The sequence below is a fragment of the Kosakonia sp. BYX6 genome (genome assembly GCF_038449125.1).
Taxonomy (GTDB): Bacteria; Pseudomonadota; Gammaproteobacteria; order Enterobacterales; family Enterobacteriaceae; genus Kosakonia; species Kosakonia calanthes.
In genome coordinates, this window is the sequence record NZ_CP151800.1 from 947,312 (window position 1) to 973,708 (window position 26,397).

The following is a 26,397-nucleotide window of genomic DNA, read 5'->3' on the forward strand; positions in this document are numbered from 1 at the left end:
CAGGATTATTTGCCGATGACCGTAAATAATTGATCCAGACGTACCGGGTTACGCTCGCGGATTTCAATTTCCGCCGGGCGCGTGATCGCCGCGACGCTGTCGAGGATGCCGTTCGCCGGTGTGTTGAACGCTTGGGGCGCAGGCTCCGGCGTCGGTCTGTTTTTCGGCCAGGCGAGGGTGTTCGTCGGCACACTTGCCGGCGCGCTGGCGTGGCTGCTGGCGTCTTTACGGCTTGCCACGGAAATCGCGGCTTCTGTCACCACGTCACTGATTTCGGTGGTCACGGGTGTTGTGGTTACTGCTTGCATGGTTGCACCCTCTTCTTCATTCATTTCCAGGAAAGAGACACCGGACATTTTCAATTTTTCAGCCAAAGAACCTAAATCATCGTACATAATCATTACCCGGCTCTGATATGTTGAATACGCGCTGTGATAACAGCGGAGAATACTCAGTCAATAAAAAATCTCAGGTATCCGCTTTAAATGAGAATTTCCTCATATACTGTCGGTGGCGGCGTGTTAAGGTCAAGTGACGTTAACAATAAATGAGAATCTACTTATTAAGGGTATCTATAAATGCGGGGTTTATTTATAACTGAGAACCGAGTTAAACCCGGTCATTGCGCGGTGTGGCGCGGATAGAAGAAGAAAAAATTATCTGCAAACTTTACGTCAGACTTTTTATTAATAAATATATGCGATCAAAATCTTCATAGTCTGTCCATAATTCTTCACTTTTCGACCATTTTTAATTTATCGGCACGCTTTTTTGTTTGTTTAACGATAAATGAAAACGTATATATTGAATCTCTCTATAAATTCACCTGGCTATTAACCTAATATTGAACCGGTTAATACTTTCAATTAGGATGTCGCCGAATCCTTCTTTAAGAAAAAAGATTATGCATTCTGAAAATGATATTTTCGGCTCTGAGAATATGCTGGCCGCACTCGAGAATGTTCACGATGCTGTCGTGCTGTTGGATAGTGCAGAAACCGTGTTTTTCTTTAATCGCGCGGCGGAGAAATTATGGGGCTATCCCCGGATTTCGGTTCTCGGTTGTAAAGCGTCAGCCATTCCGTTGTTCACCTCAATTGATGTGCAACCCGGCGATGCGCACAGCGAACAGGCGCTGACGGTGATTTCCGCCACCGGTGAAGAGACCTCACTGGCCGCGACAATCAATTATGAAGAGACGGCGGCGGGCGGTTCACCTTGCCGGATCGTGGTGCATATCGATCAAGAGCGCATCACCAAACTTTCGACCTTTGATAGCCTGACCGGGCTGCCTAACCGCAGCGCGCTACATCAGTTTATCGATCAGATGATGGCCAGCGGCGATAACCCGCGCGCGGCGTTTTTCTTCCTCGATCTCGACCATTTTAAAGACGTTAACGATGCCCTCGGCTATGCCGCCGGGGACAGCGTGCTGGCGGCCATCGCCCAGCGTCTGACCAGCGAGTTTTCGCGGCAGGGCTTTGTCAGCCACGCCGATAGCGATGCCTTTGTGTTGGTGATCCCCGATTGCGATGACACCCGCGCCACCAGCATCGCGCAGAAGATTCAGGCGCTGTTTCGCATGCCGTTTAACGTTGCCGACCTGGCGCTGAATGTCACGGTCAGTACCGGCATCAGCTTATTCCCGGATCACGGCGTTTCGCGCGACGGGTTGCTGAAACATGCCAACCACGCTTCGCATCTGGCGAAAGCGGCGGCGTCCGGCGGTTACCTGTTTTTCAGCCCGGAGATGAACCAGGTTGATCAGGAACGCTTAAAACTGGCGGCGGCGTTGAAGCTCGCCATCGCCAGCAATTTGCTGCATTTGCATTATCAACCGCAAATATGGCTGAAGAATGGCGAGCTTTATGGTGTGGAGGCGCTGGCGCGCTGGACCGACCCGGTATTGGGCGATATTCCCCCAGGAAAATTTATCGCTCTGGCCGAAGAGACCGGCGAGATTGAGGCCATTGGCCGCTGGACACTCCATGAAGCTTGCCGCCAGATGGCGGAATGGCGCCATAACGGCATCCATGTGCCGGTGGTGTCGGTCAACTTGTCACCGATTAACTTCTATAACAGCAGCCTGCCGAGCTACATCTCCTACCTGCTGCGTCAGTACCGTATTCCGGCGAGCAGTTTGACCATTGAGATCACCGAAGGGGTGATGATGGATAAACGCCCGGAAACCATGGAAGTGATTTGCGCGGTACGTGAACTGGGAGTTGGTTTGTCGATGGATGATTTCGGCACCGGTTTCTCGTGCTTGTCGCGCCTGGCGCATTTGCCGATGACCGAGTTGAAAATCGACCAGAGCTTTATGCGCGATCTGAGCGAAGGCAGCAAAATGAAAGCCATCGCCACTACGGTGGTGAAAATCGGCCAAAGCCTGCACCAGACGGTGGTTGCCGAAGGGGTGGAAACCGAGCAGCAGCGTAATCAACTGCGCGACCTGCAATGCGATATTGCGCAGGGGTATCTTTACTCCCGCGCGTTAAACGCATCGGCACTGGCGGGGTGGTTGCAAAGCCGGGCGCATCCGGCACTGAATTATGATTGAGTTTGCGCGCTAAGTTGCCCAGCCTGAAAGGGTATTCGGGCCGGAATACCCCCCATTTATTGGGGGGCTATTTCTCATTTCTTCTATTAATTCGAATTTCCCCGCCGCTTCATCCGAAGAATTTTAATATCACCAGAAATAAGCAGAAAAATAGCATTCCCCAGGACATTTGACGGTGCGCTTGTCGGGCCGGGTTGGTACTGGTGGTTTTATTTTTGCTGTGGTCTATGTTCATATTTTTATATTACCCAGTGTCGATAATAAAAACCTGTCACGCCTTGCGGTACGGGCGTTTGTGAAGGGGTTCAGCGATGGTGTAGCCAACCGTTATGAACCCGGTTAGCTTTACTTTCTTTTATAGATAATATTAATTAATTCGCGTAAATATATAGTTATGCCGCTCGGAAATAATAGATGATATGCGAGCGATAACCTGCGATGAAAATTATCTTACCCGGAATATATTAAAAATCCACGCGTAAATTTGCCTTTGGGATGATTAATTTATTAAGATAGTCGCTCTCTATAATTAACAAGCAACTGCCGGCGGTTAATAAATAAATAGTGGTCATCGAGGGGATGATTTGTCTGTAACACATCGACAACGAAAAAGCCTGACGCAATATTGTGTGGTCAGGCTATTATTACCACTCGTGATAGATGAAGGCGTATGCACGGCCGCAATGGACCCGCAGGATCGGGAGTCACTCAATATGCACGTACAAATTGGGTGTAAATCTGATTCACTTTCACAGAGTTAGCGTGCAGCGTAAGTATCACGGTTAAGTATATTTGTGGTGAATAGTTCGCGCCTTCACCACCCTTACCAGGCAGTTGTTTAGCGCATAGCGGGTCATGCGGAACAGATATCATGAATAATGAAAAAAAACGGCACGATCACCATGATGAAGATGCCAGGCATCTCTTTGAATTACTGCATAATAATTCAGATTGGGTATGGGAAGTCGACGCGCAGGGGCGTTATACCTGGTCGTCGGATGTGGTAACGGAATTACTCGGCGTACCGCCGGAAGAGGTCATTGGTAAAACGCCTTTCGATTTTATGCCGCCCGGCGAAGCCGAGCGCGTGGCGTGCGCCTTCGGTGCCATCGTCACGGAAAAGCGCGCCTTTTCTGGGCTGGTGAATCGCAATCAGCGTGCCGATGGCAGCATTGTGGTGCTGGAAACCAGCGGCATTCCACTGTTTGACGAACACGGCGAGCTGCGCGGTTATCGCGGCATCGACAGGAATATCTCCAATCTGGGCGAGCGCGTCCTGCAACTGGAAACCATCTACGAAACCACGCCGGTGGCGCTGTGCATGATCGACAGGGAAGGGCGGCTGGTGATGTTCAACAAAGCGATGGCGAAATTGCTGGGCGACAACGCGCCGCTGGAAACCGAGCGGCGTTTTCAGCAGTTAATCCCCGATTACTGGCCCTTTTTCCTCACCGATTTCGCGCTGGCGGAAAGCAATGAAGAACTGCCATCGCGCGAGCTTGGCTGGCGCGACCGCTGTTACGATATTCAATCCGTGCCGGTGCGCGATGCGATGGATGGGGTCATCGGTCTGTCAGTGACATGGGTGGACATCACCGAGCGTCGCCAGGCGGAGCACAAACTGGCGAGCGCCAACAAAGTGCTGCAACAGTACGCGCAGCACGATCATCTGACCGGCTTGTTCAACCGCCGTTATATGGATGAGCGGTTGCTCAATGAAATTGCCCGCGCCTTGCAGGATGATTTCCCGCTGTCGGTCTGCCTGGCCGACATCGACTACTTCAAACATTACAACGATACCCAGGGCCACCAGGCCGGGGATGACTGCTTGCGCCTTGTCGCCCGCACGCTCACTTCCGCGCGCCTGCGCAGCAGCGATAATGTCAGCCGTTACGGCGGCGAAGAGTTTTTGATTATTTTGCCGGGCGCGAACCTGGCGCAGGCGATGAATGTCGCCGAAGGCGTGCGCAATGATATCAGCGCGCTGAAACGGCCGCACTCCGCCAGCCCGACGGGGTTCTTAACCATCAGTATTGGCGTGGCGACATTGCAACACGGGCAGTTGCGGTTTGAAGAGAAACCGCTACATATGATTGCCAGCGGTTTGATTCACCGGGCAGATACCGCGCTCTACGCCGCGAAAAAGCAGGGGCGCAACCAGGTTGTCTCCGCGCGCGATGGTCACGCCTCTACGGAATCGACGCCCTAATCTTGCGTGGCTGTGCAACGTTTCGGCGATAAGTCACGAAGTCATGCGAATGGCATACTGACGCCTTTTCGATTTACGGGCAGTGCGAAACGGGAGCCAGCATGCCGGGCGGGTTTAGGCCAGCGCGTGCCGCCAGTCGGCAATTAAATCTTTCTCATCTTCAATACCGACCGACAGGCGAATCAACTGTGGGGTAATGCCGTTCGCCAGCCGCTGTTCCAGCGGAATTGAGGCGTGCGTCATGCTGAACGGCTGGCTAACGAGGCTTTCCACACCGCCGAGGCTTTCCGCCAGCGTAAACAGTTTCAGCTTATTGATGATCTCCGTCGCGCGCAGGTCATCACCTTTCACCACCACCGAAATCATGCCGCCCGGCAGCGCCATCTGTTTGCGCGCCAGCTGGTAATGCGGGTGCGACTCCAGCCACGGAAACCACACTTTTTCCACCTGCGGCTGCTGCTCCAGCCAGCGGGCCAGCGCCAGCGCATTGCTGCTGTGGCGTTCCATGCGCAGCGACAGCGTGCGAATACCGCGCAAGGTCAGAAAGCTGCTGAACGGATCGAGCACGCCACCGACCGCGTTGTGCAGATACGCGAGTTTCTCGGCAAGCGGTGGGTTATCGCCGACCACCGCCAGACCGGCCACCACATCGGAATGGCCGTTCAGGTATTTGGTGGCGGAGTGCACCACGATATCGAAACCCAGCTCCAGCGGGCGATGGATAATCGGCGAGGCGAAAGTGTTGTCCGCCACGCTCAGCACATTGTGGCGTTTGGCGATGGCGGCAATTGCTTCCAGATCCGCCAGTTTTAGCAGCGGGTTGGTGGGCGTTTCTACCCAAATCATCCGCGTTTGCGGGCGAATCGCGGCTTCCAGCCCGGCGAGATCGTCCGGCTTCACCCAACTCACCTGTAACCCCGCAGTGCGGCGGCGCACGTTTTCGATCAGGCGATAGGTGCCGCCATACACATCATCGATGGCGACTAAGTGGCTCTCTTTATCAAGCAGTTCGAGCACCGTGGCGATGCCCGCCAGACCAGAGGCAAAGGCGTAACCACGCGTGCCGCCTTCCAGTTCGGCGATTGCCGTTTCCAGTGCGTGGCGCGTCGGGTTGCCGCTGCGCGAGTATTCATACCCGGTGTGCTGGCCCGGTGCCGGTTGCGCGAAGGTAGAGGTGGCGTAAATCGGCGGCATCACCGCGCCGTGTTGATCCGTGAACGCGCCGCTGTGGACGCTCTGCGTTGCCAGGGTTTTCATGCTGTTTTCCTTATTGTTCGGGACGATTACGCCAGGCCTTGCTCGCGCAGCCAGTCATCGTTAAACATTTTCGACAGGTATTTGTTGCCGGTGTCGCAGGCGAAGGTGGCGACCCGTTTCGGTGTGGTTTGTGACTGGCAGTAGCGCAGTGCGGCGCACAGCAGCGTGCCGGTTGACGAGCCTGCCAGAATGCCCTCTCGTTGCAGCAGCAGGCGGGCGGTGGCAAACGCCTCTTTGTCGGTGACGCGAAACGCTTTCGTGACGCCGTCGATGTGTGCCAGCGGCGGGATAAAATCTTCGCCAATGCCTTCGACCCGCCAGGAACCCGGTTCGCCGTAGCTGCCAGTTTCCACCTGATCGGCGAGGATAGAACCCGCCGGATCGGCCAGCACAAATTCGGTGTGCGGGGCGTGTTCGGCAAACCAGGCTTGCAGCCCGCCGAGTGTGCCGCCGGAACCGACGCCAACGACGATGGCATCGATTTTCTTATCCAGTTGCGCGAAGAGTTCCGGCGCAGTCGTCGTGAAGTGCGCCAGTGGGTTGGCTTCGTTATTGAACTGGTCAATATAGAACGCGCCCGGCATTTCCTGCGCCAGCCGACGGGCGACATCCTGATAATAATCCGGGTGGCCTTTGTTGACGTCGGAGCGGGTGAGCACCACTTTCGCGCCCAGCGCCCGCAGGTGGAAAATCTTCTCGCGGCTCATTTTGTCCGGTACCACCAGCACCAGCGAGTACCCTTTTTGTGCGGCGATCAGCGCCAGCCCCAACCCTGTGTTGCCCGCCGTGGCTTCAATAATGGTGCCGCCGGGAGCCAGCTGTCCGAGCCGTTCGGCTTCGCTAACCATCGACAGCGCCACGCGGTCTTTTATCGAGCCGCCGGGGTTTTGGTTTTCTAGCTTGAGAAATAATTCACACGGCCCGCTGTCCAGTTTGTGTAACTGCAGCAGCGGCGTATTGCCGATCAATTCGGTTACTGAATGAAAGACTGACATAAGGTATTTATCCGTCACCAGAGTAGTGAGTGGATGATAGGTCTGCCGATTTGCGCTTTTAAAGATCCTTTGTGCTGTGTTTATAACGAACTGAAATATAAAGCTCTATTTAGCCATCAGGAAGGCGAGCCATTTAGTCGTCCGGATGTGTAAACAGCCAAAAACTGCCATTTTGCGCTGATTTTATGCATTTTTATCGGCGCATTCGCCGCAGTTATGCGTTTTTTGGCAATGCATCTTCAAATAAATCCTAATCACTTGAAGCCGCATTCCGGCTTGATTAGTCAAAAATGTTATAAGCAATGTCTATTTGGTTATTTGAATTATCACTGAAGCTGATTATTATCGTCCGGACATCCATACTGCTAAACCGCCAAACGGAAACACCAACGAATGATCGTCCTTAGGAATATTTCCAAGATTTTCGACCAGGGAAAGGCATCGATTACCGCCGTCGACAGCGTCAATCTGACGGTTGAGCAGGGGCAAATTTACGGAATTATTGGCTACAGCGGCGCCGGAAAAAGTACGCTGATCCGCTTGCTGAATGGGCTGGAAAAACCGACGTCCGGCACCGTAGTGATCAATGGCCAGGACATTGCCGCCGCGAAAGGCGAAGCGCTGCGCCAGGCACGCCTGAAAATCAGTATGGTTTTCCAGCACTTCAACTTATTGTGGTCGCGCACGGTGAGCGAAAACATCGCCTTTTCGATGCAAATTGCCGGTGCGCCCAAAGCGAAAATCGCCGCTCGCGTGGCGGAACTGATTGAACTGGTGGGGCTGAAAGGCCGTGAAAACGCTTATCCGTCGCAACTGAGCGGTGGCCAAAAACAGCGTGTCGGCATTGCCCGCGCGCTGGCGAATAACCCGGATGTGCTGCTGTGCGATGAAGCGACATCGGCACTTGATCCGCAAACTACCGACCAGATCCTCGATTTACTGCTCGATATTAACCGCCGTTTCAAACTGACCATCGTGCTGATCACCCATGAAATGCATGTGGTGCGCAAAATTTGTGACCGCGTGGCGGTGATGGAAAACGGCAAAGTGGTGGAAGAGGGCGATGTGCTGAACGTCTTTACCCATCCGCAGCAGCCGATCACGCAGCAGTTTGTGCGCCAGGTGAGCCAGTATAAAGAAGAAGAGGCGTTTAACCCGGAGTTAAACAGTGAGCTGGGCGGCGCCGTTATCAAGCTGACCTTTACCGGGCACAGCACGCACCAGCCGATCGTCGGCGAACTGACCCTGCGCTACGGCCTGCCGTTCAATATTCTGCACGGCAAAATGTCGCAAACGGCGCACGGGGTATTTGGACAATTATGGGTGCACGTGGTGGCGACCCCGGAACAACTGAACAATATCCTCGCCGATTTAGGCAAGACCGATATTGAAAGCGAGGTCGTAACACATGGCTGAATCCTTTTTCCCGCACCTGAAATGGGAACAACTTTGGGCGGCAACGCAAGAGACGTTATATATGACAGCGTTGTCCGGCGCGGCGACCTTTGTGCTGGGGATTTTGCTCGGCCTGGCGCTGTTTCTTACGGCGCGTGGCGGGCTGTTCCAGAATCGCACGCTGTATAGCGTCATTTCGATTGTGGTGAACGTGTTCCGCTCCATTCCGTTCATCATTTTGATTGTGCTGTTAATCCCGTTCACGAAAGCCATTGTCGGCTCGATTCTTGGCGCGAACGCGGCGCTGCCGGCGCTGATTGTCGGTGCGGCACCGTTTTACGCTCGCCTGGTGGAGATTGCACTGCGCGAAGTGGACAAAGGGGTGATTGAGGCGACGCGTTCGATGGGCGCTCGCTTGAGCACGCTGGTATTTCGGGTGTTACTGCCTGAATCATCACCGGCGCTGGTGTCCGGTATTACCGTGACGCTGATTGCGCTGGTGAGCTACAGCGCCATGGCCGGGGTTATCGGCGCGGGCGGGTTGGGCAATCTTGCTTATCTGGAAGGATTCCAGCGGAACCACAACGACGTCACGCTGGTGGCGACGGTGACCATTCTTATCATCGTCTTCATCATCCAGTTCTGCGGCGACGTGATTACTTCACTGTTAGATAAACGATAATTATTGGAAACCCACATCATGAAAAAAACACTGACACTGATTGCCGCAGCGACCCTCAGCGTGCTGAGCTTCTCTTCCTGGGCCGATACGCTGACCGTGGGCGCGTCCAACGTTCCGCACGCTGAAATTCTTGAGCAGGCGAAACCAATTCTGGCGAAGCAGGGCATCGATCTCGAGATCAAACCGTTCCAGGATTACATTCTGCCGAACACCGCGCTGGCCAGCCGTGAACTGGATGCCAACTACTTCCAGCACATTCCGTACCTGAACAGCGTGCTGAAAGATCACGCGGGCGACAAAACCTATGATTTCGTCAGCGCGGGCGCGATCCATATCGAGCCGATTGGTATTTACTCTAAAAAATACAAATCCCTGAAAGACTTGCCGCAGGGCGGCAAAATCATCATGCGTGACGCGGTTTCCGAAGAAGGCCGTATCCTCTCTATCTTTGAGAAAGAGGGCGTGATCAAGCTGAAACCGGGCATCGACAAAGTAACCGCGCGTATCGACGATATTGTTGAGAACCCGAAAAAACTGGTCTTCCTGCCGAACGTTGAAGCTGCGCTGCTGCCGCAGATGTACAACAACGATGAAGGTGACGCGGTAGTGATCAACGCCAACTACGCGATTGATGCAGGCCTCGATCCGGTACACGATCCGATCGCCGTTGAGAGCGGTGAAAACAACCCGTATGCCAACATCATTACCGTGCACCGTGGCGACGAGAAGAAAAAAGATATCGTTGCGCTGGTGAACGTGCTGCACTCGAAAGAGATTCAGGAGTGGATCCGCACCAAATATAAAGGCGCGGTGATCCCGGTAAACAACTAAGTTACCCGATGCGCGGTCGCCCTGGCCGCGCATGTTTTTCCCGCTTTTCTGCTTCGCACTTTTCGTTGTGATTGAACTCACCAATTTTAAACATCTGCGTTAACACTTTTTAACAATGCTCTACTATTGCCGGGTTTAGCCACCGGGGGTAGAGATGAAAGATGTCGTGATTGTGGGCGCGGTTCGCACGCCGATCGGCTGTTTTCAGGGAGCACTGTCGCGCCACTCGGCGGTCGAGCTGGGCAGCGAAGTCGTGCGGGCGTTAATCGAACGCAGCGGCGTGCAGCCGCAAGAAATCGATGAAGTAATTTTAGGCCAGGTGCTGACCGCAGGCGCCGGGCAAAATCCTGCGCGCCAGTCTGCCATCAAAGGCGGCCTGCCGAACACGGTTTCCGCTATTACCATCAACGACGTTTGCGGTTCCGGCTTAAAGGCGCTGCATTTGGCCTCGCAGGCCATTCAGTGCGGCGAGGCGGATGTGGTGATTGCTGGCGGGCAGGAAAACATGAGCCGCGCGCCGCATGTGCTGACCGACAGCCGTACCGGCGCGCAACTTGGCAACAGCCAGTTGATAGACAGTCTGGTGCATGACGGTTTGTGGGACGCGTTCAACGATTACCATATGGGCGTGACGGCGGAAAATCTGGCGCGTGAATATGGCATCAGCCGCGAGCGTCAGGATGAATGGGCGCTCAGTTCCCAGCACAAAGCCCGCGCCGCGATTGATTCCGGGCGTTTTCGCGATGAGATTGTGCCAGTCAGCGCGCTGAGCGCGGACGGCGCAGCGTTCATTATCGATACCGATGAGCAACCGCGTACTGATGCAAGCGCTGAAGCGCTGGCGAAACTCACCCCGTCGTTTGAGCAAAGCGGTTCGGTCACTGCCGGGAACGCATCGCCATTGAATGATGGCGCGGCGGCAGTGCTGATGATGAGCGCCGGCAAAGCGCAGGAACTCAACTTGCCGGTGCTGGCGCGGATTCGCGCGTTTGCCAGCGTCGGAGTCGATCCCGCGCTGATGGGTATCGCGCCGGTGTATGCCATGCGCCGTTGCCTGGAGCGCGCAGGCTGGCAGCTTAATGATGTTGATCTGATTGAAGCCAATGAAGCCTACGCCGCGCAGGCGCTGTCGGTGGGCAAAATCCTCGAATGGGATGAGAAGCGGGTTAACGTCAACGGCGGCGCGATTGCGCTCGGCCACCCGATTGGCGCATCGGGCTGCCGGATTCTGGTGTCGCTGGTGCATGAAATGCAAAAGCGCAATGCCCGTAAAGGGCTGGCGACGTTATGTATCGGTGGGGGGCAGGGCGTCGCATTAGCCATCGAGCGCGATTAACGGTGACTTCCATTACGTTAATTAAAGCCTTCCTCCCGGAAGGCTTTATTGTTTGTGATATTCGTCGCAGGTTTTGTTTCAATTAAAATAAAACTTTAATGTCTTCCGCTAATAATATTCCTGGTTTATTCATAAATACTTACCTTGCTTTGTAAATTCATATTATCGCCACCGTTACAATTTGAAATGTGAGAAATAAGCCTGCTTATTATTAGCGGATTGCTTATGTATAAGTATGTTTTGCTTTGTGTTTTTTATTTGTATTTCAATATGTAACAGTTCAGTTAATAAAAAATAGGGTGTGATCTTTATCTGTTTTTTAAAGCCTTAAACAGGTTTTTTATTGATATTCATCACGCCGTTAGACATAGTTCCGTTCCATACAAATATTTACGATCATGATCACTAAAATAAAGTTACGAAAAAAATAAAATAGAATTCCATAAAAATGGAACATAATTTTAATTATTGAGGTGACTCATGTTTAAGAAAACTCTGGCCCTTGCTTCACTCCTTGGCGCGACCTTCGCTTCACAAGCGGTTACCGTTGATTTGCGTCACGAATACATCGACAGCGGCTCCAACGCCGACCGTGTGGCGGTTTCTCACCGTTTCGCGAATGGCGTGGGTTTCGGTGTTGAAGCTAAATGGAAATCTGGTGGCGATGATGCCGACAAACCTTTAACGGAAATTGTTGGTAACGGTCACGAAGAATCGATTAACTACCGTTGGGCAGTGACCAAGAATTTTGCACTGAACCCCGGCTTTAATATCGAAAGTAAAGATTCCAACTCCATCTATAAACCGTATCTTCACGTGCAATATAGCTTTGATAACGGGATTTATATTGCTGGCCGTTATCGTTATGAATACACCCGCTACCCGAATTCCAACTCTGTCGATAATAAAGTCAATAAATTCGATACCTGGGTGGGTTGGGCAATGGGCGACTTCCGCGCTGAGCTGAATTACGTTTACGCAAAAAGCACCGAAGGCGTTTTACGTGATAACGACAAAACGTATTCCAACGAATATAACGCCAAGCTGGCGTATAAACTCGACCAGTTCTGGTCACCGTATGTTGAAGTCGGCAACGTGGGTGTAACGGGTAGCGACGAACGTCAAACTCGCTTCCGCCTGGGCGTGGCCTATTCTTTCTGATTGTCTGCATTACCCTCAAAAGAACCCGGTGCAGTTTGGCCGGGTTATTTTATGCCCGTCATACTTCGTGCCGCAGCGATCGTCATATCACCAGGTATTTTTGCCGGATGGCGCTTGCGCTTCCGGCCTACAAACACAATCACCTTTTACCCTAAATAATTCGCGTCGCAGACCTGTAGGTCGGATAAGCGTCAGCGCCATCCGACGATTATCGCATCATTGGGCATTTCGCCGGATGGCGGCTTCGCCTTATCCGGCCTACGTGATCATGCCGGTAAATAAAAAAAGCCCTCCGCAAGGGGAGGGCAAGGCCAGTTACAGAAACACTAACTCAAATCATGATTGCAACATCACTCGTTGCTCGGGAAGTTTCGCGATATAGAGGGCCGGTTTGCCGTCTTTATCCGAACTAAACAAAATCGCACTGTCATCGGGGGTAAATGATGGGTGCGGATGGGTGACCTGGCGGCTGTTGGCGAATGTCGCCCAGGACGTGTCGTGGCGCGCAACGCGGAAATAGTTTTTCTGCGCCACGTCGAACACATACAAATAGGGATCGTTATCAATGGTGTAGCCGCCGGTATCTTTCACATCCACTGGCGTGCCGGAACCATCACCGACCAGCAAAGTACCGTCGAAATTGCTCATCAAGTGCGAACAAGCCGGTATCGGCATAATCGCTTCGTTCACCCTGGTCTCTGGGTTGAAGCTGTAAACCACGCGACCCTGGTGACCTTTAAGATAAGAGACATACACCAGCGCGGAGCCGTTCGGTACCCAGAACTCGTGCGTACAACTTTCGCCTTCCGCGTGATCTTTCACTTTGCGCACGTTGCTGCCATCTTCGTTCACCAGCCACATGCGCGCATCCACCAGGTCATGCGGGCCTTCATGGCAAAACGCCACGGTATTGTCATCAAACGGGCGGTAGATCGGGTGGCCGAGCCAGATTTTCTCTTCATGAACGACGCGGCTTGCGCCCGTTTGCAGATCCACGCGCAACAGGCGGCAATGGGGACCTTTATGGAAGAAATCGTGGAACAGTTGCCAGTCGTTCAGCGGCGTCCAGTCGCTGGCGGCAATTTCGATGCCGACCAATTTACTGCAATCGCTGTTTGCCACCCATGTGCCGTAACCGACCCATTCGTCCGGCACGCGGTAAATTTCGCGCTCGGCAAGGGTATGCAAATTCACTTCGCGCAGGGTGCGATCGTTCTTCACATAATATAAAGCGCTGTCATCCGGCGAGAGAAAACCGCCAAACGTGTTATCCCCCGCGCCTTCGGTTAACTGCACCGCTTCGGCGTTGGCAATATCCAGCAGGTAATAATTCCAGTGGCCATCAAATTCCCCGGCAAATAACAGATGGCTGCCATCATTAAAGAAGCACTTTTGATAAAAGTAGTTCCGGTGGCAGGTCACTTCCGGCGGTGTTAAGCGGGTGATTTCCGCGCCGGTATCCGGATCGCGGCTGACGTCATAATTGAGTTTTACCCGCATGCCTTTCGCCATTTCTCGCTCCTTTGGGGGTCCGGTGGGAAAGTCACGTCCCAATGATGACCACACTTTTATTTAAGTTTAAAAATAGAGTGTCAATTTATCAAAACGTCGTTTCAATATGTGTGATTGCTGACGCACTTTATAAGAAAATTGTTACGACTAACGTCAAAAACAGTGAAAACATCGGCGCTGTGCGAGGGGCCTTTGATTTTAAACAGGAAAACTGCGCTTTGGCTGTCAAAACTCAAAGACGCGCTTAACTTCTTGTTTGCTATGCTGAATTTAAACCAAATCTCTTCGCGAAATTCTTCCGGCAATATTGTCAACGCCAAACAATCGTGATCCTTCTTGCAGATCTCAAAATAAGTAACAGAAAAAGTGAAACGTTGTTTTATTTACGATTGAAAACATGTTTTAGCCGGGATAAGATGCACTAATACAAGAAACGGAACGCTGTTTCTACGCTTCGTTTTAGGGCATTTCGGTCAAAATTTACTTCGGAGGTTATTGTGGAAGTCAGACAAAGCATCCACAGTGCGCACGCAAAAACACTGGACACCCAGGGCCTGCGCAATGAGTTTTTAGTCGAAAAAGTGTTCGTTGATGACGAATACACCATGGTTTACAGCCACATTGACCGCATCATCATCGGCGGCATTAAGCCGGTGAAAAACACCGTTTCTGTTGGCGGTGAAGTGGGCAAACAACTGGGCGTGACCTATTTCCTCGAACGCCGCGAACTGGGCGTCATTAATATCGGCGGGCCGGGCACCATTACGGTGAACGGCCAATGTTACGAAATCGGCCACCGCGATGCGTTGTATGTCGGCAAGGGCGCGAAAGAGGTGATTTTCGCCAGCGTCGACAGCGCCAAACCGGCCAAGTTTTACTACAACTGCGCACCGGCGCACATGACATTCCCGACCAAAAAAGTGACGCCTGCGGATGTCTCGCCTGTCACGCTTGGCGACCCGTTAACCAGCAATCGTCGCACCATCAATAAATATTTCGTGCCGGACGTGCTGGAAACCTGCCAGTTAAGCATGGGGCTGACCGAGCTGGAGCCGGGCAATCTGTGGAACACCATGCCGTGCCACACCCACGAACGCCGCATGGAAGTCTACTTCTACTTCAATATGGAAGAGGATGCCTGCGTATTCCATATGATGGGCCAACCGCAGGAAACGCGTCATCTGGTGATGCATAACGAACAAGCTGTCATTTCTCCAAGCTGGTCAATCCATTCAGGTGTCGGTACGCGTGCGTACACTTTCATCTGGGGGATGGTGGGCGAGAACCAGGTCTTTGATGACATGGACCACGTCGCGGTAAAAGATCTGCGCTAATTACGGGCAGCGCAACACGATGCCTGTCCGGTACAGGCGCTGATAGATTAAGGAACAAACATGATTCTGGATGCATTTTCTCTTCAAGGTAAAGTTGCGGTAGTGAGCGGTTGCGATACCGGTCTGGGCCAGGGTATGGCGCTGGGGTTGGCGGAAGCGGGCTGCGACATCGTTGGTATCAACATTGTTGAACCAACGGAAACTATCGAGCGCGTTACCGCGCTGGGCCGTCGTTTTCTTAGCCTGACCGCCGATCTGCGTAAGATCGATGGCATTCCGGCGCTGCTGGAGCGCGCAGTCGCGGAATTCGGCAAGATCGATATTCTGGTCAACAACGCGGGTCTGATTCGCCGCGAAGACGCGATCAACTTCAGCGAGCAGGATTGGGATGACGTCATGAACCTGAACATCAAGAGCGTGTTCTTCATGTCCCAGGCGGCGGCGAAACACTTTATCGCGCAGGGTAACGGCGGCAAAATCATCAACATCGCTTCCATGCTCTCCTTCCAGGGAGGCATCCGTGTGCCGTCTTACACCGCGTCGAAGAGCGGCGTGATGGGCGTGACCCGTCTGCTGGCGAACGAGTGGGCGAAGCACAATATCAACGTTAACGCGATTGCGCCGGGCTACATGGCGACCAACAACACCCAGCAACTGCGTGCCGATGAGCAACGCAGCGCCGAGATCCTCGACCGCATTCCGGCGGGCCGCTGGGGTCTGCCAAGCGATCTGATGGGGCCGGTGGTGTTCCTGGCGTCAAAAGCGTCCGATTACATCAGCGGTTACACCATTGCTGTCGACGGTGGCTGGCTGGCGCGTTAATTTGCTCTCACTTTGCGTGAAATAAAAAACCTGCCGCGTGCAGGTTTTTTTATATCTGCATATTATTTGTCCATATGTGATTAATAGAAATATCCATATCCATTTGTCTTAATTACATGCCTTTAATTAAAAAAGTCTTAAAAATAAGCGAATTAAAAATAGTTTATGGCTTAAACGTTATTTTCAAAATTGTAAACTCCATCACAAAACAGTATGCGATAGCTCATTTATCCATATCTTCGCGTTTTCCTGCCTGACTCTTATTCCCGCCGCTGACTTACTTTCTTATAACGTCTTATTCTGTGCAGGCAGGAAAAAAATGGCTTCTCTCAGTAATGACTCTGTAGTTTTACCGCGCGCGCTGCGTGATACCCGGCGCATGAACCTGTTTGTCTCCGTTTCAGCCGCCGTCGCCGGCCTGCTGTTTGGTCTGGACATCGGCGTGATTGCCGGTGCGCTGCCGTTTATCACCGATCACTTCACCTTAAGCAACCGCTTGCAGGAGTGGGTTGTGAGCAGCATGATGCTCGGCGCGGCGCTCGGTGCGTTGTTCAACGGCTGGCTCTCTTTCCGGCTTGGGCGCAAATATAGCCTGATGGTCGGTGCAGTGTTGTTTGTCGCCGGTTCGCTGGGGTCGGCGTTTGCCGCAAGCATTGAAGTGCTGCTGATTTCCCGCGTACTGCTTGGCGTCGCGGTTGGCATTGCGTCTTATACCGCGCCGCTTTATCTCTCTGAAATGGCGAGTGAAAACGTGCGCGGCAAGATGATCAGCATGTACCAGTTGATGGTGACGCTAGGGATTGTGCTGGCGTTTTTGTCGGATACGGCATTTAGCTACTCTGGCAACTGGCGGGCGATGCTCGGCGTGCTGGCGCTACCGGCGGTGTTGCTGATTATTCTGGTGGTGTTCCTGCCCAACAGCCCGCGCTGGCTGGCGCAAAAAGGGCGGCATATTGAAGCGGAAGAAGTATTGCGTATGCTGCGTGATACCTCGGAAAAAGCGCGTGAAGAGTTAAATGAAATCCGCGAAAGCCTGAAGCTCAAGCAGGGCGGTTTTCAGTTGTTCAAAGCGAACCGCAATGTGCGCCGCGCCGTGTTCCTCGGCATGTTGTTGCAGGCGATGCAGCAGTTTACCGGGATGAACATCATCATGTATTACGCGCCGCGCATTTTTAAAATGGCCGGGTTTACCACCACCGAACAGCAGATGATCGCCACGTTAGTCGTCGGCTTGACTTTTATGTTCGCCACCTTTATTGCCGTTTTTACGGTGGATAAAGCCGGACGCAAACCGGCGTTGAAAATCGGTTTTAGCGTGATGGCGCTTGGCACGTTGATCCTCGGTTACTGCCTGATGCAGTTCGATAACGGCACCGCCTCGAACGGTTTGTCCTGGCTTTCTGTGGGCATGACGATGATCTGTATCGCGGGCTACGCGATGAGCGCCGCGCCGGTGGTGTGGATTTTGTGCTCGGAGATCCAGCCGCTGAAATGCCGCGATTTTGGCATTACCTGTTCCACCACCACCAACTGGGTGTCGAACATGATTATCGGCGCGACCTTCCTGACCTTGCTGGACGCCATTGGTGCGGCGGGCACGTTCTGGCTTTATACGGCGTTGAACCTGGCGTTTGTCGGTGTGACGTTCTGGCTGATCCCGGAAACGAAAAACGTCACGCTGGAACATATTGAACGTCGGTTAATGGCAGGGGAGAAATTGCGGGATATTGGGGTTTGATAAGTTGCCGGATGGCGCGTAAACGCTTATCCGGCCTACAGGTTGATATCCTTTTGTAGGCCGGATAAGGCAGCAGCCGCCATCCGGCAATTTAAACGAACATTATTAGCGCATTGCGCGTTTCAAAATACGCTCAGCCTGGCGCTGGAAATCCGTCGCGGTTTCTTCCACGGTTTTCTGACCATAGTCGATGTACTGAATCGCGGTGCCGAACTGCGCCACAATCTGCGGATCGTCAAAGTACGGCGACACCGACAGTTTCGCCGGCAGGGATTGCGCCAGGCGCAGACCCGCAACAGCCGGGTCGTCTTCTTTAATCGCGCCACTCGCCGTCAGCGTTTGCACCGCCGCTTTACTCAGCGGTACGCCACGCTCCAGACCCAATGTTTCCACGCCCTCTTTGCTGTTCAGCAGGAAGTTAATCACCTGCGCGGCTTCTTTCGGGTGCTGGGTGGATTTACCAATCGACAGCATTTGCGCCGGTTTGAAGAACAGCCCGGCGTCTTTCGCGTCTGGCAGCATCGGGTAGTCGCCCAGCACCAGTTTGGCTGGCGGCTTCAGGTTGTCGGAATATTTGGTGATGGTGGAGTTCCACATATAAGTCCCGGCCCATTCACCTTCGATCCACGGTTTCATCTCATACATGTTGCTCTTACCGAACGATGCGTAATATTTTGCGTCCGGCATCACATGGCTATCGACCAGTTTTTTATACATCTGGAAGAATTCCACCCACTGCTCTTTGCTGTAGCTGAACTTCTTCGCTTTCTCGTCCACAGCCGGAATATTGTATTTCTGCACCATGTACGAGTTCAGCAGCGCCAGCGTATCCTGGTGCTCCAGCACCACCGGGTAATACTGCTTGCCGAGTTTGCTCTCGAAGGTTTTGCCCGCGGCGAACAGCTCATCCCAGGTTTTCGGGAACGCGACGCCGGCTTTTTTCCACTGCTCATCGTTAAAGTAGAAAACGCGCGCCGTTACTGAAATCGGGATGCCGTTCAGCTTGCCGTCAACGGTTACGGATTGCAGCTCTTTGGCATCGAACTGGCTTAAATCGATAATGTCTTTTACTTGGTTGAGATCGTAAAAACCTTCACCGGTTTTGGAGAAAATCGGCAGCCAGTTCCAGTTGGTCTGCATCACGTCCGGTTCCGTGCCGCCGGCGATTTGCGTGGTCAAACGGGAAAGATGGCCGTCCCAACCGGTGTATTCCGATTTAACGGTAATATCCGGGTGCTGTTTGTGAAACTCTTCCAGCGCTTTTAATGTCACCTGATGACGACCGTTGCCTCCCCACCAGGACATACGCAGGTCGACATTATCAGCGGCGGTTGCGGGTACAGCGCACATGCCCAGAGTTGCGGAGATGACTGCGCCTATAAGCACTTTTTTCATTTTTATACTCCAGTTTTAAACTTCATTCTTCAAGCTGCCTCTTTGTTGGCTGCGTCTGCGTACCCCAGTCACTTACTTTTGTAAGCGCCTGGGGATACACCGACTTGCCGCCTCGACGCATCTCGAATTATTTTGTTTATTTATAAGGAAATGTTCTGTTCAGTTTTTGCGTCAAAAATATGGCACTTATTCATGTCAAACTTAAAATACACCTTCCGGTGAAGCCCCTTTGCAATCATTGGCTTAGCTTCATCAGAAGGAATTCGGGCGGTCAGCTCGTAGTCGGCGACTTTCAGGTAAATAAAGAACTCGTGACCCATGTTCTCTACGCGTACCAGCTCGCCTGAGCCGCAATCTTCGCCAAACGGTTCATCAGCGACGGAGACAAACTCCGGACGCACGCCAAAGAACACCTCTTTGTCCGCGTAATCCGCGACTTTTTCTTGCTGGCGAGCATTCAGCGCCAGCGTTTCCTGACCGAGCGTGATATGCAAACGCTCGTCTTTTTGCACAATTTTCGCCGGTTTGATGTTCATTTCTGGCGCGCCGATAAAGCCCGCCACGAACATATTTTTCGGGAAGTGGTAGAGATTGTCCGGCGTATCCACTTGCATGATATGGCCGAGCTTCATCACGCAAATGCGGTCGCCCATGGTCATCGCTTCGGTCTGATCGTGGGTAACGTAAACCGTGGTGGCCGGTTTGCCGGATTTCTTCAATTGCTTATGCAGGTCGGAAATACGGATGCGCATCGAGGCGCGCAGTTTGGCATCCAGGTTGGAAAGCGGTTCGTCGAACAGGAACACATCCGGTTTTTTCACAATCGCACGGCCTACTGCCACGCGCTGCGCCTGGCCGCCGGAAAGCTGGCGCGGCAGCCTGTCCATTAACTCTTCCAGTTCGAGGATTTTTGCCGCTTCGTCCACCTGTTTGGTGATCTCATCTTTCGGCAGCTTGCTGAGCTTCAGGCCGAAGGCGAGGTTTTCCCGCACCGTCATATGCGGATAAAGCGCGTAGTTCTGAAACACCATCGCGATGCCGCGCGCTTTCGGCGCAAGATTGTTGACAATCTTTTCGCCAATGCGCACTTCGCCGCCGCTGATGGTTTCCAGGCCTGCCAGCATGCGAAGGGTGGTGGATTTCGCGCAACCAGAAGGGCCGACGATCACCATAAATTCGCCGTCGGCAATTTTCAGGTCGATACCATGTACCGCTTTGAAGCCGTTGGAGTACACCTTTTCCAGTTTGTTGAAAATCACTTCAGCCATGATACTTCCCTCTTAACCTTTAATTCCGCTGCTGGTCACGCCCTGTACGAAGTAGCGTTGTGCCAGGAAGAAGACAATGATGGACGGCAGAATGGAGATACTCGCCATTGCCAGAATTTCGTTCCACGGCGCGCCTTCGGTCACGTCGATAGACATTTTTAGCGCCAGGGCGATGGGGTATTTATCCACGCTGTAGACATAAATCAGTGGGCCGATAAAGTCGTTCATCGACCACATAAACTGGAACAGCGCCACGGAGATAATGGCCGGTTTCAGAATCGGCACCACCACATACCAGAGCACTTGCCATGAGTTGCAGCCGTCGATTTGCGCCGCTTCTTCCATGTCGCGCGGCACACCGCGTAAAAACTGAATCAACATAAAGACGAAGAAGCCCTGCGTGGCGAACGCCAGCGGCAGATAAAGCGGCATATAGCTGTTGAGCATGCCCATTTCGCGGAACATCAGGTATTGCGGGATCAGCAGCACGGTGCTGGGCAGCAGCATGGTGGCGATGAGCGTACCGAACCAGAAGTTTTTCCACGGGATCTCAAAGCGGGCGAAACCGTAGGCCACCACCGTAGAAGAGATAATGGTCAGGATCACTTTTGGGATCACATACTTAAAGGTGTTCAGCATGTAATGACCGAAAGTGTATTCGGTGCCGGTTTTCCAGCCATTGATAAAACCATCCCAGGTAGCGTGGGTCGGCCACAGGCCCAGCGTGGTGAAGATTTCGTGGTTCGGTTTGAATGATGCCGAGAACATCCACGCTAGCGGGTAGAGCATTAACAGGCCGACAAACAGCAGGATGATATAGCGAATCCACGCACTGACTTTTTCGCGACGCAATGTCCGCGCCACTTCACGTTCGGCGTCTTTCATACCCGGCGTAAGGTGTTGGATATCAGCCATTTTTGCCTCCCTTATCGGCAGAGTAGAACACCCAATATTTCGATGATTTAAAGGCGATGGAGGCAAAGATCGCCACGACCAGGAACAGCACCCAGGCCAGCGCGGCGCCGTAGCCCATGTCGAAATATTTGAACGCGGTATCGTAGATATAGAGCGAGAACAGGTAGGTGTAATAGGTCGGGCCGCCGCCGGTAATCACGTACGGGCCGGTAAACTCCTGGAACGCCTGGGTGGTTTGCATGATGAAGTTGAAGAAAATCACCGGCGTAATCAGCGGCACGGTCACTTTCATAAACATTTGCCATTTGCTGGCGCCATCGATCATCGCTGCTTCATATTGGGATTGCGGGACGTTTTGCAACGCGGCGAGGAAAATCACCATCGCGGAACCAAACTGCCACACACGCAGCAGCGTAACGGACATCAGCGCCAGCGAGGGTTCGCCCAGCCAGTTGATCGGATCAAGACCGAACACGCCGATAAAGCTGTTCAGCAAACCATCAATGGCAAACAGCGCGCGCCACAGCACAGCGATAGCGACAGAACTGCCAAGAATCGACGGAATATAGTAAGCGGTACGGAAAAAGCCGATGCCGCGTAATTTAAAATTCAGTACAAACGCAATACCCAGCGCAAAAGCGAGTTTGAGTGGGATCGTTAAAAAGACATACGCAAAAGTGACGCCCATTGATTTCCAGAAGAGAGTGTCTTCGGTAAACATGTAGCGATAGTTTTCAATGCCATTAAATACCGGCGGGCTCATCAGATCATACTCAGTAAAACTGAGAAAGAAGGATGAGATGAAGGGGAAAGCCGTAAAGACAATCAGCCCTATTATGTAGGGCGATATCCAGGCCAATCCCAGTAGTCTGTTTTCATTCATACATACCTACCTGGCGAACAATGAGTAATACGGATTCGGAGAGTCATTTTCCCCGTCGCTGAGCGTCAGGGTGCGCTTGATCACAAAAATGAGTGTTATCAATGCGTTTTAGAACTTTAACTAACGGAAACTATTGATATTGTTGCGGGTTTTAAAATCCGCTGAACTTGTGTTCTTGAATTGTAAAACATCGTTTTAAAATATTTTATTGTGTTTAATTTTGCCGTCATTCTATTAATCACTGAAATGTGATCGAAGTCGAAACGATGTTTCAATAAAGTGAGTTGGGTGTCATTTTTATCGAAAAAACACGGGCTTTGCAGGGAATAAAAGAATGTGAAAAGCGCAATGAATCGCGAAATGAAATGATTCAAAATTAAAACGATTATCCGGCGAATTATCGCGTTAAGGTGAGTAAATAAAAAAGACCCCCAAATATTGGGGGCCTTAAATTATGTGGCGGCGATCAAGGTTTCAGGAAATCTTCGCGCACTGGCGTAAAGGTATCGAGCAAGGTACCTGCTTTCAGGCACACACAGCCGTGCATAATGTGCGGTCGCTTATAAAGTGTATCGCCTGCGGTGACGATATGTTTCTCATCACCAATGGTAAATTCGAACTCACCGGATAAAACATAAGTGAGTTGTTCGTGAGGATGGTTGTGCATTGGGCCGATGGCACCTTGCTCGAACATCACTTCGACCGCCATCATTTTGCCATCATGAGCAAGAATACGGCGGGTTACACCGTTGCCCAGGTCGTCAAGTTGCGTGTCTTTATGAAAGATAAACATCGGGCTGTCCTGTAGTGGTTATTGAATGATGAAACGTTGTTTCAAAATAACTTATCTCAGTGTTGCGCAAAAATAAACGCGCGGCCAGAGAAGTTGAAAGTCGATCACAACTTTGCTTGACTGAGTACTAAACCAGACGGAGAGAGACGATGAAAACGATTGGACTGCTGGGCGGCATGAGCTGGGAATCGACCATTCCCTACTATCGCCTGATCAATGAGGGCGTCAAAGACCGCCTGGGCGGTTTGCACTCCGCCAGTTTGCTTTTACACAGCCTGGATTTTCATGAAATAGAAACCTGTCAGGCAACCGCGCAGTGGCACAAAGCCGGGGAAATCCTCGCCCAGGCGGCAGCCGGTCTTGAACAATCTGGCGCCCAGGCGATTGTGCTGTGTACCAACACCATGCACAAAGTGGCCAGCCAAATTGAAGAGCGCTGTCATATTCCGTTCCTGCACATTGCCGATGCCACTGGCCGGGCGATTGAAAGCGCCGGTCTGCGTAATGTCGCGCTGCTCGGCACGCGCTACACCATGGAGCAGGATTTTTACCGCGGTCGTCTGGAAAAACAGTTCGGCATTGAAACGCAAGTGCCGGGGCCGGAAGATCGCGAACGCGTGAACCAGATAATCTTTGAAGAGCTGTGTCTCGGCACCTTTAGCGATGTTTCGCGCCAGTACTTCGTCAATTTGATTACTCACATGGCGGAAGCGGGCGCGGAAGGGGTGATTTTCGGTTGCACCGAAATTGGCCTGCTGGTGCCGGAATCACGCAGCCCGATCAAGGTGTTTGATACCGCGGCGCTGCACGCGGCCGATGCAGTTAACTTTATGCTCTCTTAATGCTTGTCTGACATGGCAGCCAGCGATCCGGTCACCTGCGGCATGGCTGCCTGCAAATGGTGGGTAAAGGCCTCGACCAGCGCGGAAGCCGGGCGATGCAGCGGGCGAATTAGGCTGACGGTAAACGGCACGTCGATACTGAAGCGCCGTACCGCGACGCCGTTGTTGGCGTAATCCAGCGCCGTGAGCGGGTTGACCACCGAAATGCCTACCCCGGCGCGCACCATCGCACACACCGATGCCGCGCTGTGGGTTTCCAGCACCATTCGCCGTTTCACCTGATGTTCATTGAACAGCGCGTCCAATAATTGCCGATAACTGTCGGTGCGCGACAAACTAATGTAATTCTCCCCCTGAAAATCCCCCGGTGTGAGCACGCTTTTGCGCGCCAGCGGGTGGTTTTGCGGCATCACACACACTTCATTGCAGGTCAGTAGCGGCGTGCGCTCGGTGCCCGCTGGCGTGCTGAGGGTTTCGGTTAAGCCTAAATCATGGCGCTGCGCCGACAACCACTCTTCGAGTAGCGGCGATTCCTGCGGCACGATATTGAGGCTGACATCCGGGTAGCGGGCGAGAAACGGCTGCAACAACAGCGGCAAAAAGGATTGGGAAAACACCGGCAAACAGGCCACCGACAGTTCGCCCTGGCGGAATTCGCGCAGGCTTTCCGCTGCGCTGACAATCCTGTCCAGCCCGTACCAGGATCGCTGCACCTCTTCGAACAGCCGCAGCCCTTGCACTGTTGGGTGTAAGCGCCCGCGCGTGCGCGTAAACAATTTCAGGCCGAGCACTTTTTCAAAGCGCGCCAGTTCGCGGCTCACGGTCGGCTGCGAGGTGTGCAGCATTGCCGCGGCTTCGGTCAGGTTGCCGGTGGTCATCACGGCATGAAAGATTTCAATATGGCGCAAGTTAACAGCAGGCATGGCAGTATCCGGTTACTGAGCGTTATCCATATCATTTTTGCATAGAGTCTCGATAAAACGATATTTTTTATTCCGTTCGTGCTGTGGCGTAATCATAAAAAAGCACGCTATCGGAGTGACTATGCCACGCCCATTACACCAGACCGAAACCGACCTGAACGCCGCCAACCTGCTGAAACTGCCCGCTGAATTTGGCTGCCCGGTATGGGTTTACGATGCGCAAATCATTCGCGCGCAAATCGCCAAACTGCGCGATTTCGACGTGGTGCGTTTCGCGCAGAAAGCCTGTTCCAACATTCATATTTTGCGTTTGATGCGTGAACAGGGCGTCAAAGTGGATTCGGTTTCCCTCGGCGAAATCGAGCGTGCGCTGGCGGCGGGTTACTGCCCGAAAACGCACCCGGACGATATTGTCTTTACCGCCGATGTACTGGATGAGGCGACGATTGCGCGGGTCAGCGAGTTAGGCATTGCGGTAAATGCCGGTTCGGTGGACATGCTGGAGCAACTCGGCGCGGTGTCGCCTGGCCATCGCGTTTGGCTGCGCGTGAATCCGGGCTTTGGTCATGGTCACAGCCAAAAAACCAACACCGGCGGCGAAAACAGCAAACACGGTATCTGGCACAGCGACATGGGCGCGGCGCTGGCGGTTATGCAGCGTTATCAACTGAAACTGGCCGGGATTCATATGCATATCGGTTCCGGTGTCGATTACGGCCACCTCGAACAGGTCTGTGGCGCGATGGTGCAGCAGGTGGTGGATTTCGGTCAGGATCTGCATGCCATTTCCGCCGGTGGCGGCCTGTCGATTCCCTATCACGAAGGGGAAGAGCAGGTCGATACCACACACTATTACGGCCTGTGGAATGCGGCACGTGAGCAGATCGCCAAACATCTCGGCCACGCGGTGAAACTGGAGATCGAACCGGGGCGTTTCCTGGTTGCTGAATCCGGTGTGCTGGTGTCGCAGGTGCGCAGTGTGAAAGCGATGGGCAGCCGCCACTTTGTGCTGATCGACGCCGGGTTCAACGATCTGATGCGCCCGGCCATGTACGGCAGCTATCACCATATTACGGCGCTGGCCGCCGACGGCCGCGATCTGCGTCAGGCGACGCTTATCGACACAGTGGTGGCTGGCCCGCTGTGCGAATCCGGCGATGTGTTCACCCAGCAAGAGGGCGGCAAAGTGGAAACCCGCGCGCTTCCTGAAGTGAAAGCGGGAGATTACCTGGTGTTGCACGATACCGGCGCGTATGGCGCGTCGATGTCCTCCAACTACAACAGCCGCCCGCTGCTGCCGGAAGTGCTGTTTGATAACGGCGTCGCGCGTTTGATCCGCCGCCGCCAGACCATCGAAGAGCTGATCGGCCTTGAACAGTTTTAATGTCTGACCTTCGATCCCGCCGTACAGGGCGGGATCGCCACACGCCTTTCCCACCGCCCTTAAGAAAAACCCCGTCAAATGTCAGGTGGTATGCCAATGTGCCGCCACGTCTCGTTTTGGAATACCGGATTGCGGGTTGCGAGCCGTGTCACAGAACTTTTC

21 protein-coding genes and 1 pseudogene are annotated in these 26,397 nt (G+C 53.0%); 12 read left to right on the forward strand and 10 right to left on the reverse strand.

Going from position 1 to position 26,397, the window contains the following annotated elements; translation table 11 throughout:
- Positions 1 to 5 precede the first annotated feature (5 nt).
- The gene (locus AAEY27_RS04470) at positions 6 to 395 is read right to left on the reverse strand and encodes a hypothetical protein (protein WP_342323711.1); all 390 of its coding nucleotides are present in this window, start codon (positions 393 to 395) and stop codon (positions 6 to 8) included.
- Between the two features lie 509 nt (positions 396 to 904).
- Here AAEY27_RS04470 and AAEY27_RS04475 point away from each other — a divergent pair.
- Together AAEY27_RS04475 and AAEY27_RS04480 are read left to right on the forward strand one after the other, a co-directional pair.
- Positions 905 to 2,560 (forward strand): sensor domain-containing protein, encoded by a 1,656-nt coding sequence (locus tag AAEY27_RS04475; RefSeq protein WP_342323712.1) that lies wholly within the window; start codon positions 905 to 907, stop codon positions 2,558 to 2,560.
- An 871-nt stretch (positions 2,561 to 3,431) separates the two neighbouring features.
- Entirely contained in the window at positions 3,432 to 4,769 is a 1,338-nt protein-coding gene (locus AAEY27_RS04480) for a GGDEF domain-containing protein (protein ID WP_342323713.1), read from the forward strand.
- Between the two features lie 114 nt (positions 4,770 to 4,883).
- On the opposite strand, the gene AAEY27_RS04485 is transcribed toward AAEY27_RS04480, so the two are convergent.
- Positions 4,884 to 6,026, reverse strand: a complete 1,143-nt coding sequence (locus tag AAEY27_RS04485) for a trans-sulfuration enzyme family protein (RefSeq protein ID WP_342323714.1) — start codon at positions 6,024 to 6,026, stop codon at positions 4,884 to 4,886.
- 32 nt (positions 6,027 to 6,058) lie between these two features.
- Positions 6,059 to 7,021 (reverse strand): annotated as a pseudogene (locus tag AAEY27_RS04490) (PLP-dependent cysteine synthase family protein); the annotation flags it as partial.
- A 393-nt stretch (positions 7,022 to 7,414) separates the two neighbouring features.
- On the opposite strand from AAEY27_RS04490, the gene AAEY27_RS04495 reads away from it, so the two are divergent.
- The 5 genes from AAEY27_RS04495 to AAEY27_RS04515 all read left to right on the forward strand — a co-directional run bounded on the left by AAEY27_RS04495 (position 7,415) and on the right by AAEY27_RS04515 (position 12,426).
- Positions 7,415 to 8,437, forward strand: a complete 1,023-nt coding sequence (locus AAEY27_RS04495; protein WP_342323715.1) for a methionine ABC transporter ATP-binding protein — start codon at positions 7,415 to 7,417, stop codon at positions 8,435 to 8,437.
- Positions 8,430 to 9,098 carry a methionine ABC transporter permease gene (locus AAEY27_RS04500; RefSeq protein ID WP_342323716.1) on the forward strand — a complete coding sequence of 223 codons (669 nt, stop codon included), beginning with the start codon at positions 8,430 to 8,432 and terminating at the stop codon, positions 9,096 to 9,098. Before AAEY27_RS04495 ends, AAEY27_RS04500 begins: the two co-directional genes overlap by 8 nt.
- Before the next feature lie 18 nt (positions 9,099 to 9,116).
- Complete coding sequence (locus AAEY27_RS04505; protein WP_342323717.1) at positions 9,117 to 9,929, forward strand: MetQ/NlpA family ABC transporter substrate-binding protein; 813 nt, start codon at positions 9,117 to 9,119, stop codon at positions 9,927 to 9,929.
- Positions 9,930 to 10,083: 154 nt separating this feature from the next.
- Positions 10,084 to 11,265, forward strand: a complete 1,182-nt coding sequence (locus tag AAEY27_RS04510) for an acetyl-CoA C-acetyltransferase (protein ID WP_342323718.1) — start codon at positions 10,084 to 10,086, stop codon at positions 11,263 to 11,265.
- Between the two features lie 480 nt (positions 11,266 to 11,745).
- A complete protein-coding gene (locus tag AAEY27_RS04515; protein ID WP_342323719.1) occupies positions 11,746 to 12,426 on the forward strand; it encodes an oligogalacturonate-specific porin KdgM family protein in 681 nt (226 codons plus the stop codon).
- A gap of 336 nt (positions 12,427 to 12,762) precedes the next feature.
- Here the strand turns inward: AAEY27_RS04515 and AAEY27_RS04520 are convergent, their stop codons facing one another.
- Positions 12,763 to 13,938, reverse strand: a complete 1,176-nt coding sequence (locus AAEY27_RS04520) for an oligogalacturonate lyase family protein (RefSeq protein WP_342323720.1) — start codon at positions 13,936 to 13,938, stop codon at positions 12,763 to 12,765.
- A 497-nt stretch (positions 13,939 to 14,435) separates the two neighbouring features.
- Between AAEY27_RS04520 and kduI the strand changes: the two genes are divergently transcribed.
- The 3 genes from kduI (at position 14,436) to araE (ending at position 17,832) form a co-directional block, all read left to right on the forward strand.
- Positions 14,436 to 15,272, forward strand: a complete 837-nt coding sequence (gene kduI, locus AAEY27_RS04525; protein WP_342323721.1) for a 5-dehydro-4-deoxy-D-glucuronate isomerase — start codon at positions 14,436 to 14,438, stop codon at positions 15,270 to 15,272.
- A 60-nt stretch (positions 15,273 to 15,332) separates the two neighbouring features.
- Positions 15,333 to 16,094, forward strand: coding sequence for a 2-dehydro-3-deoxy-D-gluconate 5-dehydrogenase KduD (gene kduD, locus AAEY27_RS04530; protein WP_342323722.1), 762 nt, complete (start codon positions 15,333 to 15,335; stop codon positions 16,092 to 16,094).
- 319 nt (positions 16,095 to 16,413) lie between these two features.
- Positions 16,414 to 17,832, forward strand: a complete 1,419-nt coding sequence (gene araE / locus AAEY27_RS04535) for an arabinose-proton symporter AraE (RefSeq protein ID WP_342323723.1) — start codon at positions 16,414 to 16,416, stop codon at positions 17,830 to 17,832.
- Positions 17,833 to 17,937: 105 nt separating this feature from the next.
- Here the strand turns inward: araE and AAEY27_RS04540 are convergent, their stop codons facing one another.
- From AAEY27_RS04540 to AAEY27_RS04560, 5 genes are all read right to left on the reverse strand, one after another.
- Positions 17,938 to 19,227 carry an ABC transporter substrate-binding protein gene (locus tag AAEY27_RS04540; RefSeq protein WP_342323724.1) on the reverse strand — a complete coding sequence of 430 codons (1,290 nt, stop codon included), beginning with the start codon at positions 19,225 to 19,227 and terminating at the stop codon, positions 17,938 to 17,940.
- 140 nt (positions 19,228 to 19,367) lie between these two features.
- Positions 19,368 to 20,495 (reverse strand): ABC transporter ATP-binding protein, encoded by a 1,128-nt coding sequence (locus AAEY27_RS04545; RefSeq protein ID WP_342323725.1) that lies wholly within the window; start codon positions 20,493 to 20,495, stop codon positions 19,368 to 19,370.
- Positions 20,496 to 20,507: 12 nt separating this feature from the next.
- Positions 20,508 to 21,410, reverse strand: a complete 903-nt coding sequence (locus AAEY27_RS04550; RefSeq protein ID WP_342323726.1) for a carbohydrate ABC transporter permease — start codon at positions 21,408 to 21,410, stop codon at positions 20,508 to 20,510.
- Positions 21,403 to 22,293, reverse strand: a complete 891-nt coding sequence (locus tag AAEY27_RS04555) for a carbohydrate ABC transporter permease (protein ID WP_342323727.1) — start codon at positions 22,291 to 22,293, stop codon at positions 21,403 to 21,405. Before AAEY27_RS04555 ends, AAEY27_RS04550 begins: the two co-directional genes overlap by 8 nt.
- Before the next feature lie 466 nt (positions 22,294 to 22,759).
- Entirely contained in the window at positions 22,760 to 23,086 is a 327-nt protein-coding gene (locus tag AAEY27_RS04560; protein WP_342323728.1) for a cupin domain-containing protein, read from the reverse strand.
- Positions 23,087 to 23,235: 149 nt separating this feature from the next.
- Between AAEY27_RS04560 and AAEY27_RS04565 the strand changes: the two genes are divergently transcribed.
- Positions 23,236 to 23,928 carry an aspartate/glutamate racemase gene (locus AAEY27_RS04565; protein WP_342323729.1) on the forward strand — a complete coding sequence of 231 codons (693 nt, stop codon included), beginning with the start codon at positions 23,236 to 23,238 and terminating at the stop codon, positions 23,926 to 23,928.
- Here the strand turns inward: AAEY27_RS04565 and AAEY27_RS04570 are convergent.
- Positions 23,925 to 24,851, reverse strand: a complete 927-nt coding sequence (locus AAEY27_RS04570) for a LysR family transcriptional regulator (RefSeq protein WP_342323730.1) — start codon at positions 24,849 to 24,851, stop codon at positions 23,925 to 23,927. The two genes, AAEY27_RS04565 and AAEY27_RS04570, sit on opposite strands and share 4 nt — an antisense overlap.
- Positions 24,852 to 24,972: 121 nt before the next feature.
- Between AAEY27_RS04570 and lysA the strand changes: the two genes are divergently transcribed.
- Positions 24,973 to 26,235 carry a diaminopimelate decarboxylase gene (lysA, locus tag AAEY27_RS04575; protein ID WP_342323731.1) on the forward strand — a complete coding sequence of 421 codons (1,263 nt, stop codon included), beginning with the start codon at positions 24,973 to 24,975 and terminating at the stop codon, positions 26,233 to 26,235.
- The last annotated feature ends 162 nt before the right edge of the window (positions 26,236 to 26,397 follow it).

What these genes read in the sequence shown, in the direction of transcription:
- AAEY27_RS04520 (WP_342323720.1), bottom strand. Translation starts at nt 13,938, where the DNA reads ATGGCGAAAGGCATGCGGGTAAAACTCAATTATGACGTCAGCCGCGAT.
- AAEY27_RS04515 (WP_342323719.1), top strand. Translation starts at nt 11,746, where the DNA reads ATGTTTAAGAAAACTCTGGCCCTTGCTTCACTCCTTGGCGCGACCTTC.
- araE (WP_342323723.1), top strand. Translation starts at nt 16,414, where the DNA reads ATGGCTTCTCTCAGTAATGACTCTGTAGTTTTACCGCGCGCGCTGCGT.
- AAEY27_RS04540 (WP_342323724.1), bottom strand. Translation starts at nt 19,227, where the DNA reads ATGAAAAAAGTGCTTATAGGCGCAGTCATCTCCGCAACTCTGGGCATG.
- kduD (WP_342323722.1), top strand. Translation starts at nt 15,333, where the DNA reads ATGATTCTGGATGCATTTTCTCTTCAAGGTAAAGTTGCGGTAGTGAGC.
- AAEY27_RS04480 (WP_342323713.1), top strand. Translation starts at nt 3,432, where the DNA reads ATGAATAATGAAAAAAAACGGCACGATCACCATGATGAAGATGCCAGG.
- AAEY27_RS04545 (WP_342323725.1), bottom strand. Translation starts at nt 20,495, where the DNA reads ATGGCTGAAGTGATTTTCAACAAACTGGAAAAGGTGTACTCCAACGGC.
- AAEY27_RS04505 (WP_342323717.1), top strand. Translation starts at nt 9,117, where the DNA reads ATGAAAAAAACACTGACACTGATTGCCGCAGCGACCCTCAGCGTGCTG.
- AAEY27_RS04565 (WP_342323729.1), top strand. Translation starts at nt 23,236, where the DNA reads ATGAAAACGATTGGACTGCTGGGCGGCATGAGCTGGGAATCGACCATT.
- AAEY27_RS04570 (WP_342323730.1), bottom strand. Translation starts at nt 24,851, where the DNA reads ATGCCTGCTGTTAACTTGCGCCATATTGAAATCTTTCATGCCGTGATG.
- AAEY27_RS04470 (WP_342323711.1), bottom strand. Translation starts at nt 395, where the DNA reads ATGTACGATGATTTAGGTTCTTTGGCTGAAAAATTGAAAATGTCCGGT.
- AAEY27_RS04495 (WP_342323715.1), top strand. Translation starts at nt 7,415, where the DNA reads ATGATCGTCCTTAGGAATATTTCCAAGATTTTCGACCAGGGAAAGGCA.
- lysA (WP_342323731.1), top strand. Translation starts at nt 24,973, where the DNA reads ATGCCACGCCCATTACACCAGACCGAAACCGACCTGAACGCCGCCAAC.
- AAEY27_RS04475 (WP_342323712.1), top strand. Translation starts at nt 905, where the DNA reads ATGCATTCTGAAAATGATATTTTCGGCTCTGAGAATATGCTGGCCGCA.
- AAEY27_RS04500 (WP_342323716.1), top strand. Translation starts at nt 8,430, where the DNA reads ATGGCTGAATCCTTTTTCCCGCACCTGAAATGGGAACAACTTTGGGCG.
- AAEY27_RS04555 (WP_342323727.1), bottom strand. Translation starts at nt 22,293, where the DNA reads ATGAATGAAAACAGACTACTGGGATTGGCCTGGATATCGCCCTACATA.
- AAEY27_RS04510 (WP_342323718.1), top strand. Translation starts at nt 10,084, where the DNA reads ATGAAAGATGTCGTGATTGTGGGCGCGGTTCGCACGCCGATCGGCTGT.
- AAEY27_RS04560 (WP_342323728.1), bottom strand. Translation starts at nt 23,086, where the DNA reads ATGTTTATCTTTCATAAAGACACGCAACTTGACGACCTGGGCAACGGT.
- AAEY27_RS04550 (WP_342323726.1), bottom strand. Translation starts at nt 21,410, where the DNA reads ATGGCTGATATCCAACACCTTACGCCGGGTATGAAAGACGCCGAACGT.
- AAEY27_RS04485 (WP_342323714.1), bottom strand. Translation starts at nt 6,026, where the DNA reads ATGAAAACCCTGGCAACGCAGAGCGTCCACAGCGGCGCGTTCACGGAT.